A 23,653-nucleotide genomic window follows, 5' to 3' on the forward strand; every position below is an offset into this window, starting at 1 on the left:
GAGTCGGTCGCAACATCTCCCTTCCGGCGCTGCGTGCCGCTTTCCCCCTCCGGGGGAAGGTACGCGCGTTGCGCTCATGCCGCATCGTCACTGCGCCGGCTCGAGGCGGGCGACGATGTACTTGAAGTTCGACCACCACCACCACGGTCCTTCGTAGTAGTTGGAGGCCGAAGGGTAATTCTTCCAGTACGTCGTATTGACCGGCACGAACTTGGAGGTGCCGAACATCGGGATCACCGGCATGCCCTTGACCAGCTCCTGCAAGAGCGCCGTGCCCTGCTCGACGTTCTTCGGGTCGGTCACCGGCAGGCGCGCCATCTGGTCGATGATGCGGCTGACTTCGGCGGAGCGATAGCGCTCGCGATTGAACGATGCCGGCTGCCCGTTGGGGCTGACATAGCGCTCGTGCCACCATTCCATGCGCACCCAGAGATCGGGGCCGATGGCACAGTTCTGGCTCCAGTAGGATCCGGCGTGGAAGTTGCCGGTGGCGTACTCGGTGGCGAACACGCCGCCCTGCTGCTGCTGGACGTTGACGTCGATGCCGAACTTCTTCCACTCGTTGGCCACCGCGAAGGCCAGTCGCTGCGACTGGATCTCGAAGTCGGCCGGTGCATTGATGGTCATCTTCCACGGCGAACCGTCCGGCATGGTCCAGCTGTTGCCGGTCTTCTTGAAGCCGACGCTCTCCAGCAGCTGCCGCGCCTTGGCCGGATCATGCTTCCACCAGCCGACGCCGAACAGCTGGCGCAGGCCGGCCTCGTCCTTGGGCAGGCCCTCGATACGCTCGGCCGCCAGCCGCTTGCCCATGCGCACGGCATAGTCGGCATCGAACGGCTTGTAGCCGTCAGGCAGCGCGAACTCCTTCAGCCAGCCCGTCATCGGCTCGTGGTAGGTGCGCATCAGGATCGCGATCGGCGGAACGTGGATCGGCGAGGCGCGCAGCATGCCGGAGAAGGTGGCGATGCTGACATCGTCGATCTTGGTGGCGAGCGCCAGGGCCCAGCGCACCTGCCACTTGTCGTAAGGCGCCACCGAGCTGTTGAACGAAATGCCGCGCTCGCAGGGATCATCCAGGTTGGCCCACGGAAAGGCGTCGTACCATGCCTTCACCTTGGGATTGCGCAGCCGCAGGATCTCGAGTCCTTCCGGCGTGATGTCGGTCAGGATGTCGATCTCGTTCTGCGCCATGGCGATGATGCGCTTTTCTTCCGGCCCGTAGGAGCGGAACAGCACATATTTCGGCTTGGGCTCGCCGATCATCTGGCCGACGTCGGTGCGCTGCCAATCCTCGCGCTTCTCCCACAGGAACCAGAAGCCGTTGGGATCGGAATCCTTGAGCTTGTAGGGCCCGATGGTGACCGGCGGATAGTTCTCGAAGGTCAGCGGATCGACCTTCTCCCAGATGTGCTTGGGCACGACGCGGAAGGAGTTGCCGAAGATCACCGAGCCGAAGGAATAGGTGATCTTGGGCAGCGGATTCACCGTCTCCAGTTCGATGGTCTCGTCGTCGACGGCGCGGATATCCTTGACGTTGGAGACGATGAAGCGGTGGTACGGCAGCTTGGGATTGTCGAGCGCCATGCGCGCGGTGAAGACCACGTCGGCCGAGCTGAACGGCGTGCCGTCCGACCACGCCAGGCCCTTGCGCACCTTGAAGCGCCACTTGGTGAATGTACCGTCGAGCGCCTCGGGCAGGGTCGCGGCCAATGCCGGATACTGCGTGCCCTTGACGGTGTCGATCTCCCACAGGTTGCTGTAGGCGAGCTGATGCAGGCCCTGCACCAGGATGTTGCCTTCCAGGTACGGGTTCATCCGCTTGGGATTGCCGACCCGTCCGGTCAGGATGTCGACCACCAGCGTATCCTTGCGCGGTGTGCCGACATCGGTCATGCCCTGCGACCAGGCGGTGCCCGCCCAGCCGGCCGCGGCCAGCGCCGCCGCGGCGATCCATGTGCGCAGTCTCATGGCTGTTCTCCTCCCTCCCTGATTCCCTCTCCCACGGTAGTGGGGGAGGTGGCCGAAGGCCGGAGAGGGACCCCACGTGGTCTCAGTTACCCAGACCACGTCGGCTCCCCTCCGCCCCTTCGGGGCACCTCCCCACTGCGTGGGGAGGATTTCTGTCTGTGACGCTCTTCATCCAATGCTCCACCGCCGATCCAGCGTCGGGATCGCGTCCAGCAAGGCCTTGGTGTAGTCGTTGCGGGGTGATTGCAGGATCGTCTCGGGCCGGCCGAACTCGACCAGTTCGCCCTGGCGCATGATCGCCATGACGTCCGACAGGTAGTAAGCGGTGCTGAGATCGTGCGTGATGTAGACGAACGCCACACCCAGCTGCTCGCTCAGTTCCTTGAACAGGTTGACGATGGTCATGCGCAGTGAGGCGTCGACCATGCTCACCGGCTCGTCGGCCACGATCAGGCGCGGCTTGGCGATCAGCGCGCGGGCGATCGAGATCCGCTGCAGCTCGCCGCCGGAGAAGGCCCGGATGCCCTTGCCGGCGATGCGCGCGTAGCCAAGGCCGACGGCGGTCAGCGCATCCTCGACGGCGGGTTTCGGGTTGCTGCGCATCGCGGCATCGCCCAGGTTGATGGCGGTGCGGAAGAGATATTCCTCGACCGGCAGCTGCAGGCTGAAGGCCTCGAATGGATTCTGGAAAATCGGCTGCACCAGGTGGCGCAAGGTACGGTTGTCGACTGTGCGCGCGCCTGATGCGACGATCGTCTGGCCGGCAACCGACACCGTTCCCGAATCGGCGGTGACCAGCCGCAGTACGATGCGCGCCAGCGTGGTCTTGCCGCTGCCCGACTCGCCCACGATCGACAGCACTTTGCCGTCCTCGGGCCGCAACGCCAGCGACACATCGGCCAGCGCGGCCGGGCCGGCACTGCCGCCGAACAGTCCGCCCTGCCGATAGGCCTTGCGCAGGTTGCTGACCTCGAGGATGGGCTGCGTCATGCGGTAGCCTCCGCAAGCCGGATGCAGGCCGCGGTGCGATCGCCCTGGTGCGGCTGCGGATCGGGATCGACGCCGGCGCACGCCTCGATGGCGCGATTGCAGCGTGGCCGGAAGCGGCAGCCCTGCGGCATGGCCATGAAATCGGGCGGCCGCCCATCGATGCCCTGGCGTGGCCGCTTGTCGCCCAGCCGCGGCAGCGCGTCGACCAGGCCCTGCGTGTAGGGATGGGCCGGGCGATGCAGCACGGCATCCGCCGTGCCGATCTCGGCCAGGCGCCCGGCATAGAGCACGGCAACACGATCGGCGATCTGGGCATGCAGGCCCAGATCGTGCGAGACGATCACGATCGCGTTCTGCCGCGCACGCTGCAGGCGCACCAGGTTCTCCAGGATCTGGCGCTGCACGACCACGTCGAGCGCCGTGGTCGGCTCGTCGGCCAGGACGACATCGGGATCGACGTAGGCTGCGAGCCCGATCAGCACGCGCTGGCGCATGCCGCCCGACAGCTGGTGCGGATAGAGCCGCTGCGTGCGCTCGGGCAGATCGAGTTCGGCCATGGTTTTGGCGATGCGCGCGCGGCGTGCCGCCATGTCGGGCCGCGTGCCGCCGGTGCCGGCATCCAGCATCTGCGGCGCGATGCGCATCAGCGGGTTGAGCGCGCTCATCGAGCCCTGCGGCACGTAGGAAAAGATCTCCCACCAGTGCTTGCGGAAATCGGCGCACTCGATGGTGCGTCTGCCGTCGGGATCGCGCCAGTAGACGCGGCCGGAGAGGATCTCCAATCCGTCGGCGAGGTTGCCGTAGAGCAGCTTGAGCAGCGTGGTCTTGCCACAGCCCGACTCGCCCGCGATGCCCAGGATCTCGCCGTCGCGCACCTCCAGCGACACGCGATCGACCGCTTTCACGATGCCTGAAGGCGTACGGTAGCCCGCCACGACGTTGTCGACCACGATCATCGCGCTGCCATCGGGTTGATGCGCAGCCGGTCGGCCAGCGCATTGGACAGCAGGAAGAAGCCGACGAAGATCAGGATGATCGAGATGATCGGCGGCAGCAGCCACCACCAGCGCCCGGCGATCAGGGCCTGATACTTCAGCGCCCAGTAGATCATGGTGCCGATGGTGGGCACGTTGTCGTTGGACAGGCCCAGAAACGCCAGGCTCGACTCGACGGCGACCACCACCAGGATGGTGTTGATGAAGTTCGCCACTGCCCAGCCGCGCAGGTAGGGCACCATCTGGCGCCACAGGATGCGGCCGACGGACTCGCCCGAGTACCAGGCGAGATTGACGAAATCGCGTTCGCGCATGGAGAGCGCCACGGCACGGATCTGGCGCGCCGGGAAGGGCCAGTTGAAGATCACCAGGATGGTGCCGACCGCCAGCAGCGAGGTCTGGCCCTTGGTCATCGACGACAGCAGGATCAGCAACGGCAGGCTGGGAATGACGATCAGCGCATCCATCAGGAAGGACAGCGCCCGGTCCGTCGTGCCGCCGCGATAGCCCGCGAGCAGGCCGACCGCGACGCCGATGAGGGTGGCTAGCGCCGCCACACCCACGCCCAGCATCAGCGAATTGCGCACCGACCAGCTCAGCAGCCAGAACGTGTCCTGGCCCAGCGCCGTGGTGCCCAGCAGATGCTCGATACTGGGCCACTGGTTGCGCGGATGGGTCTGCCAGACGCGCGGATCGTCCGGTGCGATGAACGCCGCCAGCGGCCCGACCAGGATCACCAGGCCGACGATGAGGGTGCCGAGGGCGAGTTTGCCGCGCATGTCAGCGGTGCCGGATGCGGGGGTCGAGCAGCGGATAGAGCAGATCGACCAGCAGGGTGGCGGTGGCGACGGCGATGATCGACAGCGACACCGTGCCCATCAGCAGGTTGTAGTCGCCCTGCAGGATGGCGGTGTAGATCAGCGAGCCGACGCCGGGATAGCTGAACACGATCTCGGCGATGATCGAGCCGTTGAACATCAGGCCCAGCTGCAGGGCCAGGAACGTGACCTGCGGCAGCATGGCGTTGGGCAGCACGTAGCGCAGCAGGATGCGCGAGCGCGCCAGGCCTTTCAGCCGCGCGTAGACCACGAAGTCCTCGTCCATCAGGGTCGACGACAGCGCCCGCATCGACAGCATCCACCAACCGAAGGTGACGGCAATGATCGACACGGCCGGCAGGAACGAGTGGTAGATGACGCTGGAGATCAGCTCCCAGCTCCACGGCGCGCCGCGCACCGTCGTGGTCAGCGGAAAAACCTTCCAGACGTAGCTGAACAGGATGCTGAGCACGAGTGCCAGGATGAAGTAGGGGATTGGATAGAAGACGATGGCGACCGCTTCCAGCGACTTGGACACGCGGCTGTTGGGCATGGTGCCGATGATCAGCCCCAGTGCATTGCCGACCACCCAGGCGATCAGCACGGAGGACAGCAGCAGGCCGAAGGTCCATGGCAGCGCCTGGCCGATCAGCTCGCGCACCGGTGTCGGATACATTGCCAGCGACGGGCCGAAATCCTGGCTGAACAGCGCCCGCTTCATGAAACCGACGTACTGCTCCAGCAGGGTGCCGTTCAGGCCGAAGGCATCCGACAGCGCCTCGCGCAGCGCCGTCACCTGCGACTCCTGCATGTAGGCGCCCTGCGACATCATCCGGCCCAGCATCGCCTCGACCGGGTTGACCGGCAGGAGACGGGGAATGATGAAGATGAACGTGATGCCCACCAGCACCACGGCCACATAGGAGGCCAACCGGCCGATCAGGAAGCGCGCGTGACGGGCCATTTTGTCATCCCGAGCGCAGCGAGGGATCATGCGCAACGGGCACGTCGTGCGTCACCTCGTAAAGATCCCTCGCTACGCTCGGGATGACATGTGTGTTGCGTGCGTCGAGCGCCTGCATTGGCGTGGGACCTCAGTCGTCAGATCACCTCGAGGAAGTCGCGATCGGGCAGCGCCTGCAGGGGCGCGTGCGGCAAGGTCTGGTACCAGAACGCCACCGAGGCGATGTCGTCCTGTAGCGGCAGGTAGCGGCGCTCCTTGTCGGGCCGCCAGCCCAGCGCCTGCATGGTCACTCGCAGTTCGGTGTCGAACCGTACTGGGTCCATGATGTGCCAGCGGTACAGGCCGAAGCGCTGCTGCGACTTGTAGACGCCGTCGGGCCGGATCACCTGGCACAGGCCGGCATAGGCGGTCGAGAACGGGCTGTAGGCATGCGGCTGCTCGGCCTCGCAGATGCCGACGTCGAAATTGTAGGCGCCGCAGAAATAATCCTCGGTGCCGGTGCCGCAGATGGTCGGAAACGGGCGATCGCCGTCCATGAAGAACTTGATCTCGCCTTCGCCCCACCAGCCGGTGTTGTTGCTGCCCCAGGCCATGTAGGTGCCGACGTAGTGGCCCTTGCCCTTGATGCCGTCGATGATGACGTGGTCGGTCTTGTAGGCCAGCGGATTGGAACGCCGGAAGCTCGCGTGAAAATACGCGGCATCGGCCGGAACGTCGGTCAGTGTGTAGTCGATCTGGTAGTAGATGCGCGTCTCGACCTCATCGAGATTGGTCAAGGTCACGCGGCAATGCTGGCGAAACGGCATCTCCCAGTAGCAGTTGAAGGCGCGGCCGGGATTGACACACACCGCCAGCGAATTAACCGGCGCATAGCGCTCCCAGCCGTTGGCGAAGAAGTCGCCGATCGGGCATTCGACCGAGGGGTTCTCCTGTCCGTCCCAGTAGATGCGCAGGATCAGGAAGCGCCAGCGGCCGCCGCGGATGGTGGCCCAGATGTGCTGCAGGGCGCCCGGTCCCGTGATATCGGCCAGCACCGCCGTCGTCCCGGGCGCGACATCGATCGACGGCGACACCTTCCAGCCCTGGCCCAGCGAGCGGGCCGGCGATGCGCCGGTGCCCTCGGTGGCCATGCCGCCCTGGCCCCGTGCGCCGGTGAAATTCTCCGGGCTGATCGACCGTGTCTTGGCATCGGACAGGCGCGACAGGTTGCCGAGATGGAGTCCGAGCCCGTTGAAAGCCGCCATCGCCGTTCCCTCCCAGGACAGGCATCGTTTGTCGTTGTTAGGATTCGTATCGAAACGTTTCGACAAGGTCAATCCGGTTGCGCCGCCGTGTTATGGGCATCCTTCGTTGATGAAGGGTCGTTTGTGTGCGATCTATAGGCGTTGATGTCGAAACGATTAGACACAAAACCAAGGAAGGCCGCATCCCGACGTGCGCCGCGGCAAGGGCGCGCGCCGACCATGGTCGACGTCGCCAAAGCGGCCGATGTGTCCCTCGCCACGGTGTCGGCGGCGATCAACGGTTCAGCGCCCGTCAGTGCCGCGCTGAAGGCGCGCATCCAGAAGGCGATCAAGCTGGTCGGCTACAAGACCAATGCCATCGCACGCAGCCTGAAGACCGGCACCACGTCGACGATCGGCCTGATGGTGGCCGACATCACCAACCCGTTCTTCACCACGGTGATCCACGCCATCCAGGAGCAGGCGCATCGCCACAACTACGGCGTCATGCTCTGTTGCAGCGACGAGGATCCGGACAACGAGCGCATGCACCTGCGGCTGCTGGCTGACCGCATGGTCGACGGTTTCATCGTCGCCACTTCAGGTGAAACGCCGGAATTGCGCGCGTTGATCGAGAACAGGCGTACGCCGGTGGTCCTGATCGATCGGCTGGTCGAGGGGCTGGAGACCGATGCCGTGGTCATCGACAACGTGGCTGCCACGCGCGATGCCGTGCGCCACCTGATTGCATCAGGCCATCGTCGGATCGGCCTGATCACCGGTCGTCGGTCCCTGTCGACCGGACGCGAGCGCTATGACGGCTATCGCCAGGCTTTGGCCGAGGCTGGCATTGCCTACGAGCCGGCACTGGTGGGCAGCGCCCGCTTCGGCGCCGACGACGGCTACAAGGCCGCCGCCAAGCTGCTGTCGCTGGCCGAACGGCCGACGGCCATCTTCGCCTGCAACAACCTGTCGGGCATCGGCCTGATGCGGGCCATCCACGACGCCGGCCTGCGCTGTCCCGACGACATCGCCGTGGCCTGCTTCGACGATTTCGACTGGGCCAACGTCTTTCATCCCCGTCTGACGACGGTAGCGCAGCCGACGCAGGCGATCGGTGTGCAGGCGATGCTTCTGCTGCTCGAGCGCCTGAGGGACGAAACCGCGCGCGCTTTGCCACCGCGCGTCGTGCGGCTGAAGGCCGAGCTGCGCATCCGCGATTCGTCGGTGCGCGGTTAGTTTTTCGGACCGCGCGCGTCCACGCGCGCATTCGCTCATAGCGAAGCGAAGAGCGAGGCACTGTCGGCGCTAATGCGCCGATGCGCGCGTGGACGCGCGCGGTCCCAAAAAAACGTCAATCCACGAAATCCCAGCTCTTGCCGTTGAAGCGTTGCAGGCGGACGGTTTCGATCACCTTGTAGTCGGTGGCGCTGGTGTTGATCAGGCTGCCGGGCAGCAGCACCGGGATGCGGAAATCCTTCAGGCTGGCAGCCTGCTTCATGATGTTCTCGCGCGTGAGGTTGTTGCCAGCCTGGCGCAGCACCTGCTCCAGGGTCATGGCGTAGGCATAGCCCGCCAGGTTCAGCGTGTCGGACAGGTCGGCACCCGGCATGTTGGCCTTCATCCACTCGGTCCACACCTTGATGTCGGGATCGTCGGCCCATTTCGGGTCGTTGGGATCCTTCATGAATCCGGCGGTCATGACGCCGGCCGAGGCCTCCAGACCCGCCGGCTTGAAGGTGGCGCCGACCGAGGCGGCACCCAGATGCAGGTAGGTCTGCGGCTTCCACTGCAGATCGTCGAGCTTGCGGATCGCCTGCGCGGCCTGCTTGGCGTAGGTGAACAGGAACAGCGTGTCGACGCCGGCGCCGCGCAGCGCGATCACCTGCGACTCGATCGTGGGATCGGTGGCCATGAAGCTCTGTTCGCTCACGATCATCTTGGCGGCCTTATCGCCCAGGCCGGCCTTCAGCCCCGCCACCATCTCCTTGCCGAAATCGTCGTCCTGGTAGAGCACGCCGATCTTGCCATCGGGCTTGGTCTTGAGCGCGTGCTGGGCATAGAAGCGCGCCTCGTCGAGCAGATTGGGCTGCCAGCCGATGGTCCAATGGAACTTCGCCGGATCGGCGAAGCTGATCGAGCCGGCGGCGATGAAGAGTTGCGGCACCTGCCGGCGGTTGAGATAGGGCCGCACCGCTGTGTTGATCGGCGTGCCCAGCACATTGAAGATCAGCGCCACGTTGTCGCCTTCGACCAGCTGGCGCACGCCCTCGACCGCCTTGGCCGGGCTGTAGCCGTCATCCAGCGTGATCAGGGTGATCTTGCGGCCGTTGATGCCGCCCTTGTCGTTGAGCGTCTTGAAGTAGGCCGCCTCGGCGCGCGAGAGCTGCCCGTAGGCCGACGCCGGGCCGCTGAGCGGCGCGGTCTGGCCAACCTTGATCTCGGTGTCGCTGACGCCGGGACCATATTGCTTCTGCGCCAGCGCCGCGCCGCCGAACGCGGCGAACACGACCGCCCCGGCCAGCAGACGAAAGACATGCTTCATGATCGTTTCCTCCAGATGTTTGTTTCGACATTCCATCATCCCCCGCTGCGCTCGGGATGACCTCGGGCTGCGCTCGGAAATGATGGGAGCTCACTCGATCTTGCCCAGCACCTCCGCGTTGTGTTCGCCGAGCGTGGGCGAATCGTTCCGGGGATGCGGTCGCGTACCGTCGAACGAAATCGGCAGGCCGACCACTTTCATGTTGCTGCCCGGCAAGGTGCGCATCAGGTCGACGGCCTGCATCTGCTCGCTGTTGGCGAGTTCGGCGACGTCGTTCACCGGCGCGCAAGGGACACCGACTTTCGTGAGTGCCGCCATCCAGGCATCACGCGGCTTGCCGCGCAGCACCGGTTCCATGGCGGCGATCAGCGCGGCGCGGTTGGCCACCCGCTGGCGGCCGTCCTCGAAGCGCGGGTCCTGTGCCCACTCCGGATGGCCCAGCGCCGCGGCGCACTTGACGAACAGGCGGTCGTTGCCGGCGGCGATACAGATCGGCCGATCGGCGGTGTCAAAGATCTGGTAAGGCGCCAACAGGGCGCTGGCGGTGCCATGGCGCTCCGGCACCTTGCCGGACAGGTGATAACCCGTCAGTGCACCGGAGACCCAGTGCGATGCCGTTTCGAACAGCGACGTGTCGATCACGCAGCCGCGGCCGGTGCTGTGGCGCTGCTGCAGCGCTGCCAGCGCACCGATCACGCACCACAGGCCGGTGGCCGCGTCATTGATCGCCGGCGCGCAAAAGGTCGGCGGATCCTGTGGCCGGCCGGTCATGGTCATCACGGCACCGAAGGCCTGCAGCAGGGGATCGAAGCCGGGCGCCAGCCGCAGCGGACCCTTGGCGCCGAAGGCCCAGATCGAGCAGTAAATGAGCCTCGGATGGGCGGCCAGCATGGCATCGGGGCCGATGCCGCAATCATCGACAATGCCCGGGCGCAGGTTCTGGATCAGGATGTCGGCCGCGCCCGCCAGTTTGAACAGCCTGGCCACGTCGGTCGGATTCTTGATGTCGAGCGTTACCGATTTCTTGCCGCGGTTGTTGCTGTGGAACATGGCGCTGTCGTCGCCCACGAACGGCGGACCCCAGAGTCGGGCATCGTCGCCGCCGTCGGGCTTCTCCACCTTGATCACATCGGCGCCCATGTCGGCGAAAATGGCCCCAGCCAGCGGGCCGGCGAACGCCTGCCCGATCTCGAGCACCTTGATTCCTGCCAGGGGTCCGCCCGCCATGCCATCCTCTCCCGAAAACCGTGACCTCTGTCAGTACCGTACGCGAGGCGCGCCGGTGGCTGCTGTGTGTCGAAGGGTGCCTTGCACGCCAAGCATACGCCCCGTCGCGGCCGCGTGATAAGGAGGTGGCATGAACGCCGTCGCGCCCTGGGTGCCGGATTTTTCTGCCGTACCCCGCATGGATGACGGGCGCACGGCTGCCGAGCACATCGCCGAGATCAAGTCGCAGGCCGAGGCCGCGCGCGTGCCGATGCCCAATGGCGGGCGCATGATGTGGCACGTGTGGGGCGGCAACAGCGGCAAGCCACCGCTGGTGTTGTTTCACGGCGGTTCCGGCTCATGGATCCACTGGATCCGCAACGTCGTGCCGCTGTCGCAGCACTACGCGGTCTATGCCGCCGATCTGCCCGGCCTGGGCGACAGTGACCCGCCCGATGACGTGCGCGATGTCTGGTCAGTGACACACTGCGTGAAGGCGGCGATGCTGCAGGTCCTGCCGCGCGATCGGCGCTATGACATCTGCGGCTTTTCGTTCGGCGGCATGATCGGCGGTCATGTCTCGACCCTGCTCGACGACCGTTTACGCAGCGTCACTCTGGTCGGGCCCGGCGGCTTTCGCTTGCGCCGGCAGACCCGCGGCGTGATGAACCGGCTGACGCCGGACATGTCACCCGAGCAACTCGCCGACGAGGCGCGGCGCAATCTCGAAGTGCTGATGGTGGCTGACCCGGCGTCGATCGACGGTGTCGCGATCCACATGCAGATCCTCAATTCGACGCGCGCCCTCACGCGCAGCCGCTCGATGTCGAAGGCCGGCGTGCTGAGCGACTGCCTGCCCAACATCGCGACACGACTCAACGCGATCTGGGGCGAGTTCGACGTGACAGCCTATCCCTACATGGCCGAACGCGAGAGCTTGCTGCGCGGCCATCAGCCCGACATCGACCTGCGCTATATCGCCGGCGCCGGCCATTGGGTGGCCTACGAGCGCGCCGCCGAATTCAACACCATGCTGCCCGATATGCTCGATCGTTTGCCGACGTGATAGAACCCTGGGAGCGCGGGCCTCTGGCCCGCTCATGTCAGACGGAAGCGAAGCTTTCGCCTGCGGCGGGCGAGACGCCCGCGGTCCCAGGTATCAAGCCGCTGCCGCGTTTCCGTGCACAGCGCGCTGCAGCGCGGCGTGCGCCAGCAGGCGCGTGGAGTCGAGGATCGGCAGGGGTGAATTCTTCGCGTCGATGATCAGTGGAATCTCGGTGCAGCCGAGGATGACGGCATCACACCCGTCGTCCTTCATGCGCTGGATGACCCGCTGGAAGGTGGCGATCCCCTCGGGCTTGAAGACGCTGTAGACCAGTTCATCCATGATGATGCGGTTGGTTTCGTCGCGCTCGACTGCCGTCGGGCGCATATAGTCCAGGCCCTGTGCGGCCAGAGCGTCCGGATAGACCGGGCTGTCGACCAGCCAGCGTGTGCCTGTCAGGCCCAGGCGCCGAAAGCCGCGTGACACCGCTTGCGCGGCGACGACCTCGGCGATGTGCAGCCATGGCAGCGGCGACCGCGGTTTCACGTACGGCAGCGCCTGGTGGATGGTGTTGTCGGGGCAGATCAGGAACTGGGCGCCGCTGGCGGCCAGCTTGTGGGCCGAGGTCAGCATCAACGCGCCGACGCCGGGCCAGTCGTTGCGCTCCAGGCACGCCACATAATCGGCCAGCGAGGGCGTGTGCATCGAGATCTCGGGATGCGCGTGCGGGCCAAGATAGCGCGCACCTTCCACGCAGATGGTCCGATAACAAAGGGCCGCACCTTCAGCGGAGCAGGCGACGATACCGATATGGTCTGGCATGGCCCGAGTATCGCCGCGGATGGTCGGCGGTTCCAGGGCCATCTTGACCGTCAGTCCAGTCGGAAACCCGCGCTAGATCGGTACCGGCCGCCGCGGGCGCCGATGGGGTGTGCGGGTGCGGGTGCTGCGGATGGAGGACGTCTGCCCGGTCCGGGTCAGATAGGAGGGTCCGGAGCGTCGCAACAGCCCCTTCTTGACCAACGACTCGACGGCGTGCACGACCCATCGCCCGGCATATCCTCGGGCGTCCATGGCGACGTCGATCTCGCCGAGATAGATGCTCTTGCCCTCGCCGATGCCGCGTTCGTCGAGAACGTTCAGCACGGCGTTCTCCACCTCCGTGAGACGGATGGCGGTGGGGAAGGCGGCTCGGTTGACTTCGCTCGGCATCGGCATTCGTGATGGTGCATTGTCGGCACAAGGGGTGGCCGGCGCCGTCGTCCGGGCGTCCGGCCCGACCCTGTCGTGGCCCGTGGGGCGATACGACGTGGGCTGAACGATCAACGTGCGATCCGGACTTTTGTTCCGCGCGCTGGATCGACTACGTCATGTCGTTGAGGCTTCGGAGCTTGAACGAACGATCTTGCGACTCGTCGGCCTTGCCTTGGTCCGTCGCCAGCGCGTCTGCCGGTGTGATGCCGTCATAGTCCGGTCGGTCTACGGCGGCCGAGGCGCGCGGCTCGATCATGGCGAACAGTTCCTGTGCACTGCCGTCCGCCGCCGGCAGGCCCATCGCCATCTGCGACAGAAGATGCTCCACCAGGCGCTGGGCATCGGCCAACGCGTCGCGTCGCAGCGGCACGGTGACATTGCGATAGCCATCCGTTCCGGCCTGTCGGTGCCAGACGACATCGAACGACGCCGACGCGGCATCGACGCCGGCAAAAGCGAGGAAGGGTCGCCCGTCGAAGATCATCATGAGCAGCTCCCGCAATCGCGCGGGAGAGTCTGGGATCACGCATTCGAGCTTCATCGCGGACACCTGAGAAAGGGACGCTTCCAGGCGAACGCCGGCTCAAGGGTCCGGTTCCGCACATCACGGCGCCGTGGTCGACGCTTGACCATCCAGAAATCTCAAAAGCGCTGCTTCGCGGGCAGGAAGGTCCAGTCCGGCCTGTCCCAGCCGCGCGCTCAAGGCACCGTCCTGCCATGCCTGCACGACAGCCGGATGCACGTAGCATTTCCGGCATACCGCCGGCGTGTTCGCCAGCACGCTCGCCACGTCGGCGATACAAGCATTGACGATCTGCCTGCACGCCGTGGCGCTGTCGCCCCTGGGTTTGGCGGCCAGGATCGCGGCGGCCAGGAGCGTGCCGGCCCAGGTGCGAAAATCCTTGGCCGTGAAGTCCTCGCCCATCGCTTCCTTGAGGTAGCCGTTGACGTCGTCGGACGTGATCGGGTGGCGGGCACCGTCGTCGCCGATGTACTGGAACAGGCGGTGCCCCGGCAGTTCCTGGCACGCGCGCACAATGCGCGCCAAGCGGCGGTTGCGCAGGCCCAGCCGATGATGCTTGCCGCTCTTGGCGCGGAACTCGAACGTGATCTTTGTGCCGGACACATCGGCATGGCGCTTGCGCAAGGTCGTCAGTCCGTAGCTGTTGTTGGCGGCGGCGTATTCCTCGTTGCCGACGCGCATCAGCGTCGTTTCCAGCAGGCGCACGACGGCCGCCAGCACCTTGCGCTTGCTCAAGCCGCTGTCTGCCAGGTCGCGGTCGCATTGCTGGCGCAAGGCCGGCAAGGCACGACCGAAATGCGCCATGCGGGCAAACTTGGCCTCGTCGCGCACGGCGCGCCACCGCGGGTGATAGCGGTACTGCTTGCGGCCGCGCGCGTCGATACCGGTTGCCTGCAGGTGCCCGTTCGGCCGGACACAGATCCAGACCTTGGCGTAGGCCGGCGGAATCGCCAGCGAGCGGATGCGATCGAGAACGACGGCATCCTTCACCGTCCGCCCATCCGGGCCACGATAGGTGAAATGTCGACCGGTTCGATGGCGCGCGATCCCGGGATCGGAGTCGCCGACGTAGACGAGCCGGGCCAGGGCAAGCTCGGGCATCGGGATCGAGTCGGGCGTATCTCGCGGCACGGCGGGTTCCCAGGTGAGCAGGGAACACAACGGGCTGCTGCCCGGGCCGGTTCCGCCGCGCGCGTCGGCCGCACCGGGAACCGGCTGTGCCATTGCCTCGTTTGGTGTCGGTGGCCGTCGATCGTGGAGAGGCCCGGTGGCGAAGCGCGCGTTATCGCAGTATCGGGCAAAGCGGGACTTCACCCGGACCGCTGAACCCCGGGCCGACGCCCGGGTTCTGCGCTCGTCGCGACCGCGGCTCGTGATCCAGAAGCATGCGGCCAGGCGCCTGCACTATGACTTCCGGCTCGAACTGGATGGCGTCTTCAAGTCGTGGGCCGTCACCCGTGGGCCGTCTCTGGACCCCAAGGACAAACGGCTTGCCGTGGAAGTCGAAGACCATCCCCTCGCCTATGGCGATTTCGAAGGCACGATCCCCGAGGGCGAGTATGGCGGTGGCACGGTCATGCTGTGGGATCGCGGCTATTGGGCCCCGGCCGAGGGGCAGTCGCCACACGAAGGCCTGCGTGCCGGCAATTTCAAGTTCACGGTCGACGGCGAGAAGCTGTCCGGCGGCTGGGTGCTGGTGCGTCTGCGCCAGGACCGCAACGGCGGCAAACGCAACAACTGGCTGTTGATCAAGCACCGCGACACGGCGGCACGCGACGGTGATGGCGATGCGGTCCTGGACGAGGATCGATCCGTCGCATCCGGCCGCACCATGGCGGAGATCGCAGCCGGCAGGGGCAGGGGCCCGCGGCCGTTCATGATGCCGGGCCGGGGCCGTACCAAGGCCGGTGCGGTGTGGTCATCACACCACGACGGCCGCGACACGCAGACGTCGCCATCGCAACGGCCTCAGATCGCGGGCACCGGCCGGAAATTGCCGTCAGGCCGCATGCCTGCTTTCATCGAGCCGCAGTTCTGTCAGCTGGTCGAGCGGCCACCATCGGGTCCCGGTTGGGGACACGAGATCAAGTTCGACGGCTACCGCGTGCAGATCCGCATCGAGGATGGCGAAGCTGTCATCAAGACGCGCCGCGGCCTGGATTGGTCGGCGAAGTTTCCGGCCATCGCCAAAGCGGCCGGCCGCCTGCCGGATGCGATTGTCGATGGCGAGGTCGTGGCGCTGGATGACGACGGTGCGCCCGACTTTGGCGCCCTGCAGGCCGCTCTTGCCGAGGAGGATACCGGCGACCTGATCTTTTTCACCTTCGATCTGCTGATCGACGGCGATGAGGATGTGCGTGCACTGTCGCTGGCGGATCGCAAAGCACGCCTGCAGGCGATGATCGCCGCGCAGGCACGACGGCTGGGTCCCACCATCCGCTTCGTCGAGCACTTCGAGACGGCCGGTGACGCGGTGCTGCAATCGGCCTGCCGCATGTCACTGGAGGGCATCGTCTCCAAGCGGCTGGACGCGCCCTACCGCTCCGGCCGTGGCGGCGGCTGGACGAAGGCCAAGTGCCGGGCGGGTCACGAGGTGATCATTGGCGGCTGGACCAGCGACGGCGCGCGGTTTCGGTCGCTGCTGGTCGGCGCCCGACGCGGGCGGCACCTGGTCTATATTGGCCGGGTCGGTACCGGTTACAGCCAGGCCAAGATCGATCGACTCCAGCCGCGACTCAAGGCGATGGCGTCCGATGTCAGTCCTTTCAGCGGCGCCAACGCCCCGCGCAAGGCGGGCAACGTGCATTGGCTGAAGCCCGAACTGGTGGCGGAGATCGCGTTCGCCGGCTGGACCGAGGCCGGCATGGTACGCCAGGCTGCTTTCAAGGGGCTGCGCGAGGACAAGCCGGCCGCGGAGGTGACAGTGGAAAAACCGGCACCGGCGTCACGTGTCGGCACACCGCGGCCTGTGGCGCGCCGCCGGGGTACGCCTCGGCGTGCTGCCGGCCGCCAGACGTCGGCTGCCGGCAGCGGCATGGTGATGGGCGTGTCAATCTCCCATCCCGACAAGGCGCTGTGGCCCGACGTTGACGGCGCGCCGGCGACCAAGAGCGATCTCGCACTTTACTATGAGCGGGTCGGCGCGTGGATGATGCCCCACCTGGAGGGCCGCCCTTGCTCGGTGGTGCGAGCCCCCGACGGCGTCGACGGCGAGCAGTTCTTCCAGCGGCATGCCGGTCCCGGTACGTCCAACCTGGTTACGCTGACGCAGATCGCGGGCGATCGTAAGCCCTACCTGCAGATCGATCGTATCGAGGCCCTCGCCGCCATGGCACAGGTCGCCGGCTTGGAGCTGCATCCCTGGAACAACCAGCCCGATTCGCCTGATATTCCGGGCCGGTTGATCTTCGACCTCGATCCGGCGCCGGATGTCGATTTTGACGCCGTCGTCGCCGCGGCGCACGACATCCGCGAACGGCTGGAGGCGCTTGGCCTCGAGGCATTCTGCAAGACCACCGGCGGCAAGGGACTGCATGTCGTGACGCCGCTGGCACCGGCCAAACGCCATCCCGTGGACTGGCAACTGGCGAAGGCCTTCGCCCGCGAACTCTGCCAGCGCGCGGCCGGCGACAGCCCGGACCGCTACACCATGGTGATGGCGAAGAAGGCGCGCGCCGGTCGCATCTTTCTCGATTACCTGCGCAACGATCAGTTCGCGACCGCGGTGGCGCCGCTGTCGCCGCGCGCCCGGCCCGGCGCCACGGTCTCGATGCCGCTGACCTGGAACCAGGTCCGGGCCGGCCTCGACCCCCGGCGCTTCACGATCCGCACCGTGCCGGCCCTCATCGCGCGCAGCAAGGCATGGGTTGGTTATGACGATGCCGGGCAGCCGCTGGCGCCGGCGGTCGAGCGGCTGGTCGGCAAGACGTCTCAGCGAACCCGGCCAGCAACGCGTCGGCGACGTTCGCGCTGAGGACCCACAGGCGCGTTGTCATCGGAGCGCGTGACCGGTTTTTTCCCGACAGTGCAGAGAAGAACGTCAGCGCGGTGTGAAATCGCAGCGCGAGGCTTGACCTTGGCCATTGTTGGCCCGAACTTCACGGAAGTCGGTCGTGCCGACACCACTTCGGTCGTTCCTCATGTCAACGTCGCTGGATATGGGCACGCGCATCTTCGATACACCGGTGACTTGGGGCCTCGGTCCAGGCCCGGCGCTGCTGCGCACGGTCGATGACGCGCTCGTGGCCGTCAGTATCTGGCTGCGGCTGACGCCGAATCGGGAGATCATCCGCCGGCAGCGCGATCTCATGCTGACCTTGCGCGATGTCCTGGAGGCCGTGCCCAGCGATTCGACCGAAGCCGACATGCAGTCGGCAAAGCTCGCCATCGAGGGCATGGTGAAGTACGGCTCCAGCCCCGAAGCGCGCCATGCGGTGCGCATCGCGCATTTTCTGGAGACGCGCCGCGCGGCGGCAACAATCACGCCGCTGCCGCCGCGTCCGGGCGACAGACCGGGCAGGACGCGCTAGCCGTTCTGACTGACGTCGTCGTCCTGCACGCCGCGCTCGGCTGATCCACCAAAGCTATGGGTGGCGCATCACATCCCGATCCTCCACCGTGACGATCCGTGCATCGTCCGAGAGAAGCCATGACGCCGACCATCGTGCTTGTTGCGCCGCCTGATGCTCACGAATCGGCCCGTGAGATGGTGCCGTCCGGTTTCGAATTGCGCATCGAGCAGCCGTCGAGCCCGACCTATGCCGCCGCCCTGGGATCGGCCGACTACCTCGTCGGCTTTGTCGACATGCTGGTAAAGGACGCCCTCTACCAGGCCGCACCGCGCCTGAAGCTGATTCAGCTCCTGAGCGCCGGCTACGATCGTGCCGATATCACCGCCGCGCGTCGCGCCGGGGTGCCGATCGCCAACAATGGCGGCGCCAATGCGGTCGCCGTTGCCGAGCACGCGCTGTTGCTGATGCTGGCGGTGTCGCGCCGGCTGATCTGGCAGCATGCCAGCGTGTCGTCGGGCCGGTGGCGGGGCAACAACACGCCGCGCGTTCACGAGCTGCGTGGCCGGACGTTGGGCATTGTCGGGTTGGGCACGATCGGCAAGAAGACGGCGCGGCTGGCGGCGGCCTTCGGCATGCCGGTCCAGTACTATGACATCGCGCGGCTTGGCGAGGATGCCGAGGACGCGCTGGATGTGCGCTTCCGCCTGTTGCGCGAGATCCTGCGCACATCCGACATCGTGTCGCTGCATGTGCCGCTCAACGACACGACGCGTCATCTGCTGGGTGCGGCGGAACTCGCGCAGATGAAGCCGACGGCGATCCTGATCAATACCAGCCGCGGTCCCGTGGTCGACGAGGTGGCCTTGCACCGGGCGCTGTCATCCGGTGCGCTGGCCGGTGCCGGGCTCGACGTCTTCGCCGAAGAGCCGCCGCCGGCCAACCACCCGCTGTTGGCCCTTGATAACGTCGTGCTCACCGCGCACCTGGCCGGGCCGACCTGGGAGAGCAATACGGCGCGGTTGCGCAATGCGTTCGACAACGTCCAGCGCGTCGCCCGGGGCGAGCCGCCGTTGTGGGTGATCCCGGAACTTGGGTGAAGCCCCCAGCGGCGCCGAATCCGACGACAACCCCTTGCCGGCATTGATGATTATGTCAACAGGCCCGTGTCCTGCTCATGGGATGCAGTCGGTTTGAGCATGGCAGCAGCGGGACCGAGATTTGTCTTGTCGGTCGTGGGCTCGCTATAGTGTCGCGTGACGTAGCGTAGAACTGCCCGAACGAATGGGCGGCGCACGGGATCGGAAACGACAAGAGGAAGCACGCATGACCGAGGTCAGGTATTTGGCCCCGCACACGCTCGACGAGGCGGTGAGCGCCCTGGCGGCTGCCAACGGCACCGGCCGGATCCTTGCCGGCGGCACGGACCTGCTGGTGCAGATGAAGGCCGGCATGGTGTCGCCCGGGGTGATCGTCGACGTGAAGAAGATCACGGAGATGACCACCGTCGAGGAGAAGGCTGGCCGCTTTCGCATCGGCGCCGCCGTCTCGGGCGCCGTGCTGGGTGAGCATGCCGCGCTGCGCACGGCGTGGCCTGGTGTGGTCGAAGCGATCAACCTGATCGGCTCCAAGCAGATCCAGGGCCGTGCTTCGGCCGGCGGCAACCTGTGCAACGCCTCGCCCGCCGCCGACAGCGTGCCGGCGCTGGTCGCTGCCGATGCGGTTGTCACCGTGCAGGGTCCCAAGGGGCGGCGCGAGGTGCCGGTCGAGAAGATCCACGCCGGCCCCGGGCGCACGACCCTGGAGCGGGGCGAGATCGTCGTCAGCTTCACCTTGCCGGCGCGACCGGCGGGTTCCAGTGACGCCTACCTGCGCCTCATTCCACGCACGGAAATGGATATCGCCGTGGTCGGCTGCGGCGTCAGCCTGACGATGCAGGGCGGCACCTGCGTGGCCGCGCGCGTCGGCCTGGGCGCCGTCGCCCCGACCGTCCTGCTGGTCGATGCCGCCGCCAAGGCGCTCGTCGGGTCGCGCCTGGACGACAAGGCATTGGAGGCCGCGGCAGCGGCCTGCCGCGCCGCCTGCAAACCGATCGACGACAAGCGCGGCACCATCGTCTACCGCACCAAGATCGCCGGTGTGCTTTTGAAGCGCGCCACCGCGATCGCTGCCGACCGCGCTGGGGGGCGCTGAGCCATGGCCAAGACACACGTCACCACGACCATCAACGGCGAGCCGGTCGAATTCCTTTGCGATGCGTCGCAGACCATGCTCGACGTGTTGCGCGACCAGCTCGGCCTGACGGGGAGCAAGGAAGGCTGCGGCTCCGGCGATTGCGGCGCCTGCAGCGTTACCCTCGACGATCGCCTGGTGTGCAGCTGCCTGATCCTGGCACCCGAGGCCGACGGGCATCACATCCAGACCATCGAGGGCATGGCGCAGGGTGATCAGCTGCACCCGCTGCAGAAGAAGTTCGTCGAGCTGGCGGCCCTGCAATGCGGCATCTGTACGCCGGGTTTCCTGGTCGCCTCCAAGGCGCTGCTCGATCGCAATCCCGACCCGACCGAAACCGAAGTCCGCTACTGGCTGGCCGGCAATCTCTGTCGCTGCACCGGATACGACAAGATCATCCGCGCCGTGATGGAAGTGGCTGCCGACATGAGGGAGGCCGCGCGATGAGCAACCCGACATACAAATGGATCGGTACGCGTCCCAATCGCCCCGACGGCGCCGACAAGGTGACCGGTCGCGCCCGTTTCGGCGCCGACTTCAACATGCCGGGCCAGCTGATCGGCAAGGTGCTGCGCAGCCCGCACGCGCATGCCCTGATCAAGTCGATCGACACGTCGGCGGCCGAGGCGCTGCCCGGCGTGAAGTCGGTGGTGACGGCGAAGGATTTTCCCGACCAGCCCAACGTGATCGTTCCCACCGGCGAGATGCAGGTCAACCTGCGCGACATCACGCGCAACGTCATGGCGCGCGAGAAGGTGCTCTACGAAGGTCACGCCGTGGCCGCCGTGGCGGCGACAACCGAGGCCGTGGCGCGCGAGGCGCTGCAGCTGATCAAGGTCGACTACGAAATCCTGCCGCACGTGATCGACGTCGAAGCGGCGATGAAGGACGACGCGCCCGTCCTGCATGACCACCTGATCACCGAAGGCGTCAAGCCGCCACCGGAGAAGGCGTCCAACATCGCCAAACGCATGGACAACGCGAAGGGCGATGTCGAGGCCGGCTTCCGCAGCGCCGACGTGATCATCGAGCGCAGCTATGTCACGGCGCCGGTGCACCAGGGCTACATCGAGCCGCACGCGACCCTGGCCAGCGCCGCCGAGGACGGCCAGGTGCAGATCTGGTCGACGACGCAGGGGCATTTCCAGGTGCGTGGCTTCTGCAGCCGCCTGCTCAATATCGAGGCCTCGCAGATCCGCGTGACGCCGACGGAGATCGGCGGCGGCTTCGGCGGCAAGACCGTGGTCTATCTCGAACCGGTAGCGGTGCGCCTGTCACAGAAGACCGGCAAGCCGGTGAAGATGGTGATGAGCCGCGAGGAGGTGTTCCGCGCCTCCGGCCCGGCGCCGGGTGGCACCGTCACGGTGAAAATCGGCGCCAAGCGCGACGGCCGCATCGTTGCCGGTGAATGCACCGTGGCGCTGCAGGCCGGCGCGTTCCCGGGCTCACCGCTGGGTCCGGCGTGCTGGACCAGCTTCGCCTGCTACGACATCGACAACATCAAGGTTGTCGGCTTCGACGTGGTGAGCAACCGGCCCAAGGTCGCGGCCTACCGCGCACCGGGCGCGCCGATCTCGGCCTGGGCCGTGGAGTCGACGCTCGATATCCTGGCCCAGGACCTGGGCATGGATCCCATCGACCTGCGGCTGAAGAATGCCGCGAAGAAGGGCACCAAGACCAGCTACGGCCCGACCTTCGATACCATCGGCTTCGTCGAGACGCTCGAAGCGGTGAAGAACTCGGCGCACTACAAGAGCCCGGTGAAGCCCGGCATGGCACGCGGCGTGGCGGCCGGCTTCTGGTTCAACGTCGGCGCCGATTCCAGCGCCGCCGCGCACGTCGCCGAGGACGGCACGGTGACGGTGATCTCCGGCAATCCCGATATCGGCGGCTCGCGCGCGTCGCTGGCGCTGATGGCGGCCGAGGAACTGGGTGTCGACTACGACAAGGTGCGGCCGGTCATCGCCGACACCAGCTCGATCGGCTTCAACTTCGTGACCGGCGGCAGCCGCGTCACCTTCGCGACCGGACTGGCCGTGGTGAACTCGGTCAAGGACATGATCCGCGAGCTGAAGGTGCGCGCCGCCAAGACCTGGAAGGTCGATCCCGAAGCGGTGGTGTGGGAGAACGGCCACGCGCGGCCGGCCGGCAGCAATGTCGGCGAGTTCGAGCCGCTGTCGCTGGCCGACCTGGCGGCGAGCGCCGGCCGGACCGGTGGCCCGATCAATGGCCATGCCCAGCTCAACGCCCAGGGTGCGGGGCCGGGGTTCGGCGTGCATGTCGTCGATCTCGCGGTCGATCGCGACACCGGCATCGTCACCATCGATCGCTACACGGCGGCGCAGGACGTCGGCACCGCGATCCATCCCAGCTACGTCGAAGGCCAGTTGCAGGGCGGTGTCGTGCAGGGCATCGGATGGGCACTGAACGAGGAATACATCTACAATAGCAAGGGCCGGCTCGATAACGCGGGCTTCCTCGACTATCGCATGCCGGTGGCGTCGGACCTGCCGATGATCGAGACGATCCTGGTCGAGGTGCGCAACCCGCACCATCCCTATGGCGTGCGCGGTGTCGGCGAGGTGCCGATCGTGCCGCCGCTGGCCGCCGTCGGCAATGCCGTCGCCCGCGCATCGGGCGTGCGCATGACCGAGCTGCCGATGTCGCCGCCGCGCCTGTCGGCTGCATTGGATGCCGCCATGCCAAGGATGGCAGCGGAGTAGCGGATCGCGCTGCGTTGGCAGCGCCTAGAACGGGGCGGCCTCGATGGCCGCCCCGTTTTGCACGTCCCACGGTTACGCTGCTGCGGGCAGCCGGCGCAGGCCGGTGATTTCCAGTTCCGCCAGGATGGCAACGGCAACGGCCTGCGTGATGATGAAGGCGTAGCCGTGTCCGTTCGGGGCGATGGCCACCAAGGCCAGAACGCTGCCCAGCACCCAGCCGACATTGCCGATGATGACCAGCCACACGCCTGTCCGCAGCAGCGGCCGGCGCGTTGCGACGAACGCGATGAAGGCCGCGATGGGGAACAGGCTGAGGCCGGCCGCCATGAGCAATCCCTGTGGGATCTGGGTCAGGCGCGAAACCAATTCCGCCCCGATGGTCATCAGTGCGCCGGTGGCGACGCAGGTGACAGCGTCTACCAGCAGGACGGTGCGCAGGAATTCCGGGCGATCTACCAGCGACATGATGGTCTCCTGTGTTCGTGTCTTCTGACACGACACAAGATGAGGAAGCGCGTGGGCGCCCGCAATTACGCGGCAAGTAACTATGCGCCGGACACAAACAGGTTGAAGAGCACACGCTGGCCTCGCGTGCCGCTCGCTTGCGTCCGTCTGGAACCCGGTCTTGAATGAATATGGCACCGGCTCTTGGCATCGTC

The 23,653-nt window shown here is 66.5% G+C and carries 21 protein-coding genes; 8 read left to right on the forward strand and 13 right to left on the reverse strand.

Features of this window, described 5'->3' with window-relative positions:
* Window positions 1-87 precede the first annotated feature (87 nt).
* The 6 genes from FQU96_RS01955 to FQU96_RS01980 all read right to left on the reverse strand — a co-directional run bounded on the left by FQU96_RS01955 (window position 88) and on the right by FQU96_RS01980 (window position 6,979).
* Window positions 88-1,968 (reverse strand): ABC transporter substrate-binding protein, encoded by a 1,881-nt coding sequence (locus FQU96_RS01955; RefSeq protein ID WP_146539151.1) that lies wholly within the window; start codon window positions 1,966-1,968, stop codon window positions 88-90.
* 168 nt (window positions 1,969-2,136) lie between these two features.
* Window positions 2,137-2,958 carry an ABC transporter ATP-binding protein gene (locus tag FQU96_RS01960; RefSeq protein WP_146539152.1) on the reverse strand — a complete coding sequence of 274 codons (822 nt, stop codon included), beginning with the start codon at window positions 2,956-2,958 and terminating at the stop codon, window positions 2,137-2,139.
* Window positions 2,955-3,914: an ABC transporter ATP-binding protein gene (locus FQU96_RS01965; RefSeq protein ID WP_146539153.1), complete on the reverse strand. Its 960-nt coding sequence runs from the start codon at window positions 3,912-3,914 to the stop codon at window positions 2,955-2,957. The genes FQU96_RS01960 and FQU96_RS01965 overlap by 4 nt, the downstream gene beginning before the upstream one ends.
* The gene (locus FQU96_RS01970; protein ID WP_146539154.1) at window positions 3,911-4,732 is read right to left on the reverse strand and encodes an ABC transporter permease; all 822 of its coding nucleotides are present in this window, start codon (window positions 4,730-4,732) and stop codon (window positions 3,911-3,913) included. Before FQU96_RS01970 ends, FQU96_RS01965 begins: the two co-directional genes overlap by 4 nt.
* A gap of 1 nt (window position 4,733) precedes the next feature.
* Window positions 4,734-5,735 (reverse strand): ABC transporter permease, encoded by a 1,002-nt coding sequence (locus tag FQU96_RS01975; protein WP_146539155.1) that lies wholly within the window; start codon window positions 5,733-5,735, stop codon window positions 4,734-4,736.
* 137 nt (window positions 5,736-5,872) lie between these two features.
* Window positions 5,873-6,979: a glycoside hydrolase family 172 protein gene (locus FQU96_RS01980; RefSeq protein ID WP_146539156.1), complete on the reverse strand. Its 1,107-nt coding sequence runs from the start codon at window positions 6,977-6,979 to the stop codon at window positions 5,873-5,875.
* A gap of 219 nt (window positions 6,980-7,198) precedes the next feature.
* On the opposite strand from FQU96_RS01980, the gene FQU96_RS01985 reads away from it, so the two are divergent.
* A complete protein-coding gene (locus FQU96_RS01985) occupies window positions 7,199-8,197 on the forward strand; it encodes a LacI family DNA-binding transcriptional regulator (protein ID WP_146539157.1) in 999 nt (332 codons plus the stop codon).
* 115 nt (window positions 8,198-8,312) lie between these two features.
* Here the strand turns inward: FQU96_RS01985 and FQU96_RS01990 are convergent, their stop codons facing one another.
* On the reverse strand, window positions 8,313-9,503 hold the full coding sequence (locus FQU96_RS01990) for an ABC transporter substrate-binding protein (RefSeq protein WP_146539158.1): 1,191 nt from the start codon (window positions 9,501-9,503) through the stop codon (window positions 8,313-8,315).
* Between the two features lie 90 nt (window positions 9,504-9,593).
* Complete coding sequence (locus FQU96_RS01995; protein WP_146539159.1) at window positions 9,594-10,730, reverse strand: CaiB/BaiF CoA-transferase family protein; 1,137 nt, start codon at window positions 10,728-10,730, stop codon at window positions 9,594-9,596.
* Between the two features lie 130 nt (window positions 10,731-10,860).
* Between FQU96_RS01995 and FQU96_RS02000 the strand changes: the two genes are divergently transcribed.
* Window positions 10,861-11,775, forward strand: coding sequence for an alpha/beta fold hydrolase (locus tag FQU96_RS02000; RefSeq protein ID WP_146539160.1), 915 nt, complete (start codon window positions 10,861-10,863; stop codon window positions 11,773-11,775).
* A gap of 93 nt (window positions 11,776-11,868) precedes the next feature.
* Here FQU96_RS02000 and FQU96_RS02005 read toward each other — a convergent pair whose 3' ends face one another.
* The 4 genes from FQU96_RS02005 to FQU96_RS02020 all read right to left on the reverse strand — a co-directional run bounded on the left by FQU96_RS02005 (window position 11,869) and on the right by FQU96_RS02020 (window position 14,755).
* Window positions 11,869-12,576: an aspartate/glutamate racemase family protein gene (locus tag FQU96_RS02005; RefSeq protein WP_146539161.1), complete on the reverse strand. Its 708-nt coding sequence runs from the start codon at window positions 12,574-12,576 to the stop codon at window positions 11,869-11,871.
* A 72-nt stretch (window positions 12,577-12,648) separates the two neighbouring features.
* On the reverse strand, window positions 12,649-12,966 hold the full coding sequence (locus tag FQU96_RS02010; protein WP_146539162.1) for a hypothetical protein: 318 nt from the start codon (window positions 12,964-12,966) through the stop codon (window positions 12,649-12,651).
* Between the two features lie 151 nt (window positions 12,967-13,117).
* A complete protein-coding gene (locus tag FQU96_RS02015) occupies window positions 13,118-13,495 on the reverse strand; it encodes a hypothetical protein (protein ID WP_146539163.1) in 378 nt (125 codons plus the stop codon).
* A 117-nt stretch (window positions 13,496-13,612) separates the two neighbouring features.
* Window positions 13,613-14,755 (reverse strand): DNA topoisomerase IB, encoded by a 1,143-nt coding sequence (locus FQU96_RS02020; RefSeq protein WP_218574573.1) that lies wholly within the window; start codon window positions 14,753-14,755, stop codon window positions 13,613-13,615.
* 43 nt (window positions 14,756-14,798) lie between these two features.
* On the opposite strand from FQU96_RS02020, the gene ligD reads away from it, so the two are divergent.
* From ligD to FQU96_RS02050, 6 genes are all read left to right on the forward strand, one after another.
* A complete protein-coding gene (ligD, locus tag FQU96_RS02025; RefSeq protein WP_146539164.1) occupies window positions 14,799-17,504 on the forward strand; it encodes a DNA ligase D in 2,706 nt (901 codons plus the stop codon).
* A 166-nt stretch (window positions 17,505-17,670) separates the two neighbouring features.
* The gene (locus tag FQU96_RS02030; protein WP_146539165.1) at window positions 17,671-18,060 is read left to right on the forward strand and encodes a hypothetical protein; all 390 of its coding nucleotides are present in this window, start codon (window positions 17,671-17,673) and stop codon (window positions 18,058-18,060) included.
* Between the two features lie 119 nt (window positions 18,061-18,179).
* The gene (locus tag FQU96_RS02035; protein WP_146539166.1) at window positions 18,180-19,139 is read left to right on the forward strand and encodes a 2-hydroxyacid dehydrogenase; all 960 of its coding nucleotides are present in this window, start codon (window positions 18,180-18,182) and stop codon (window positions 19,137-19,139) included.
* A gap of 226 nt (window positions 19,140-19,365) precedes the next feature.
* The gene (locus FQU96_RS02040) at window positions 19,366-20,232 is read left to right on the forward strand and encodes a xanthine dehydrogenase family protein subunit M (RefSeq protein WP_146539167.1); all 867 of its coding nucleotides are present in this window, start codon (window positions 19,366-19,368) and stop codon (window positions 20,230-20,232) included.
* A 3-nt stretch (window positions 20,233-20,235) separates the two neighbouring features.
* Complete coding sequence (locus FQU96_RS02045) at window positions 20,236-20,718, forward strand: (2Fe-2S)-binding protein (RefSeq protein WP_146539168.1); 483 nt, start codon at window positions 20,236-20,238, stop codon at window positions 20,716-20,718.
* Complete coding sequence (locus tag FQU96_RS02050) at window positions 20,715-22,994, forward strand: xanthine dehydrogenase family protein molybdopterin-binding subunit (protein WP_146539169.1); 2,280 nt, start codon at window positions 20,715-20,717, stop codon at window positions 22,992-22,994. The genes FQU96_RS02045 and FQU96_RS02050 overlap by 4 nt, the downstream gene beginning before the upstream one ends.
* A gap of 72 nt (window positions 22,995-23,066) precedes the next feature.
* Here FQU96_RS02050 and FQU96_RS02055 read toward each other — a convergent pair whose 3' ends face one another.
* Window positions 23,067-23,459, reverse strand: coding sequence for a hypothetical protein (locus tag FQU96_RS02055; protein ID WP_146539170.1), 393 nt, complete (start codon window positions 23,457-23,459; stop codon window positions 23,067-23,069).
* Between the last annotated feature and the right edge of the window lie 194 nt (window positions 23,460-23,653).

The sequence above is a fragment of the Reyranella sp. CPCC 100927 genome, assembly GCF_007859315.1.
In the GTDB taxonomy this organism is placed as follows: domain Bacteria; phylum Pseudomonadota; class Alphaproteobacteria; order Reyranellales; family Reyranellaceae; genus Vineibacter.

Bases quoted from the DNA above. Each gene is read 5' to 3' on its own strand.
- FQU96_RS01975 (WP_146539155.1), bottom strand. From the start codon at position 5,735: ATGGCCCGTCACGCGCGCTTCCTGATCGGCCGGTTGGCCTCCTATGTG.
- FQU96_RS02000 (WP_146539160.1), top strand. From the start codon at position 10,861: ATGAACGCCGTCGCGCCCTGGGTGCCGGATTTTTCTGCCGTACCCCGC.
- FQU96_RS02010 (WP_146539162.1), bottom strand. From the start codon at position 12,966: ATGCCGAGCGAAGTCAACCGAGCCGCCTTCCCCACCGCCATCCGTCTC.
- FQU96_RS01960 (WP_146539152.1), bottom strand. From the start codon at position 2,958: ATGACGCAGCCCATCCTCGAGGTCAGCAACCTGCGCAAGGCCTATCGG.
- FQU96_RS01985 (WP_146539157.1), top strand. From the start codon at position 7,199: ATGGTCGACGTCGCCAAAGCGGCCGATGTGTCCCTCGCCACGGTGTCG.
- FQU96_RS01980 (WP_146539156.1), bottom strand. From the start codon at position 6,979: ATGGCGGCTTTCAACGGGCTCGGACTCCATCTCGGCAACCTGTCGCGC.
- FQU96_RS02055 (WP_146539170.1), bottom strand. From the start codon at position 23,459: ATGTCGCTGGTAGATCGCCCGGAATTCCTGCGCACCGTCCTGCTGGTA.
- FQU96_RS01955 (WP_146539151.1), bottom strand. From the start codon at position 1,968: ATGAGACTGCGCACATGGATCGCCGCGGCGGCGCTGGCCGCGGCCGGC.
- FQU96_RS02020 (WP_218574573.1), bottom strand. From the start codon at position 14,755: ATGGCACAGCCGGTTCCCGGTGCGGCCGACGCGCGCGGCGGAACCGGC.
- FQU96_RS02030 (WP_146539165.1), top strand. From the start codon at position 17,671: ATGTCAACGTCGCTGGATATGGGCACGCGCATCTTCGATACACCGGTG.
- FQU96_RS02035 (WP_146539166.1), top strand. From the start codon at position 18,180: ATGACGCCGACCATCGTGCTTGTTGCGCCGCCTGATGCTCACGAATCG.
- FQU96_RS02045 (WP_146539168.1), top strand. From the start codon at position 20,236: ATGGCCAAGACACACGTCACCACGACCATCAACGGCGAGCCGGTCGAA.
- FQU96_RS02015 (WP_146539163.1), bottom strand. From the start codon at position 13,495: ATGATGATCTTCGACGGGCGACCCTTCCTCGCTTTTGCCGGCGTCGAT.
- FQU96_RS01995 (WP_146539159.1), bottom strand. From the start codon at position 10,730: ATGGCGGGCGGACCCCTGGCAGGAATCAAGGTGCTCGAGATCGGGCAG.
- FQU96_RS01965 (WP_146539153.1), bottom strand. From the start codon at position 3,914: ATGATCGTGGTCGACAACGTCGTGGCGGGCTACCGTACGCCTTCAGGC.
- FQU96_RS01970 (WP_146539154.1), bottom strand. From the start codon at position 4,732: ATGCGCGGCAAACTCGCCCTCGGCACCCTCATCGTCGGCCTGGTGATC.
- FQU96_RS01990 (WP_146539158.1), bottom strand. From the start codon at position 9,503: ATGAAGCATGTCTTTCGTCTGCTGGCCGGGGCGGTCGTGTTCGCCGCG.
- FQU96_RS02050 (WP_146539169.1), top strand. From the start codon at position 20,715: ATGAGCAACCCGACATACAAATGGATCGGTACGCGTCCCAATCGCCCC.
- FQU96_RS02005 (WP_146539161.1), bottom strand. From the start codon at position 12,576: ATGCCAGACCATATCGGTATCGTCGCCTGCTCCGCTGAAGGTGCGGCC.
- FQU96_RS02040 (WP_146539167.1), top strand. From the start codon at position 19,366: ATGACCGAGGTCAGGTATTTGGCCCCGCACACGCTCGACGAGGCGGTG.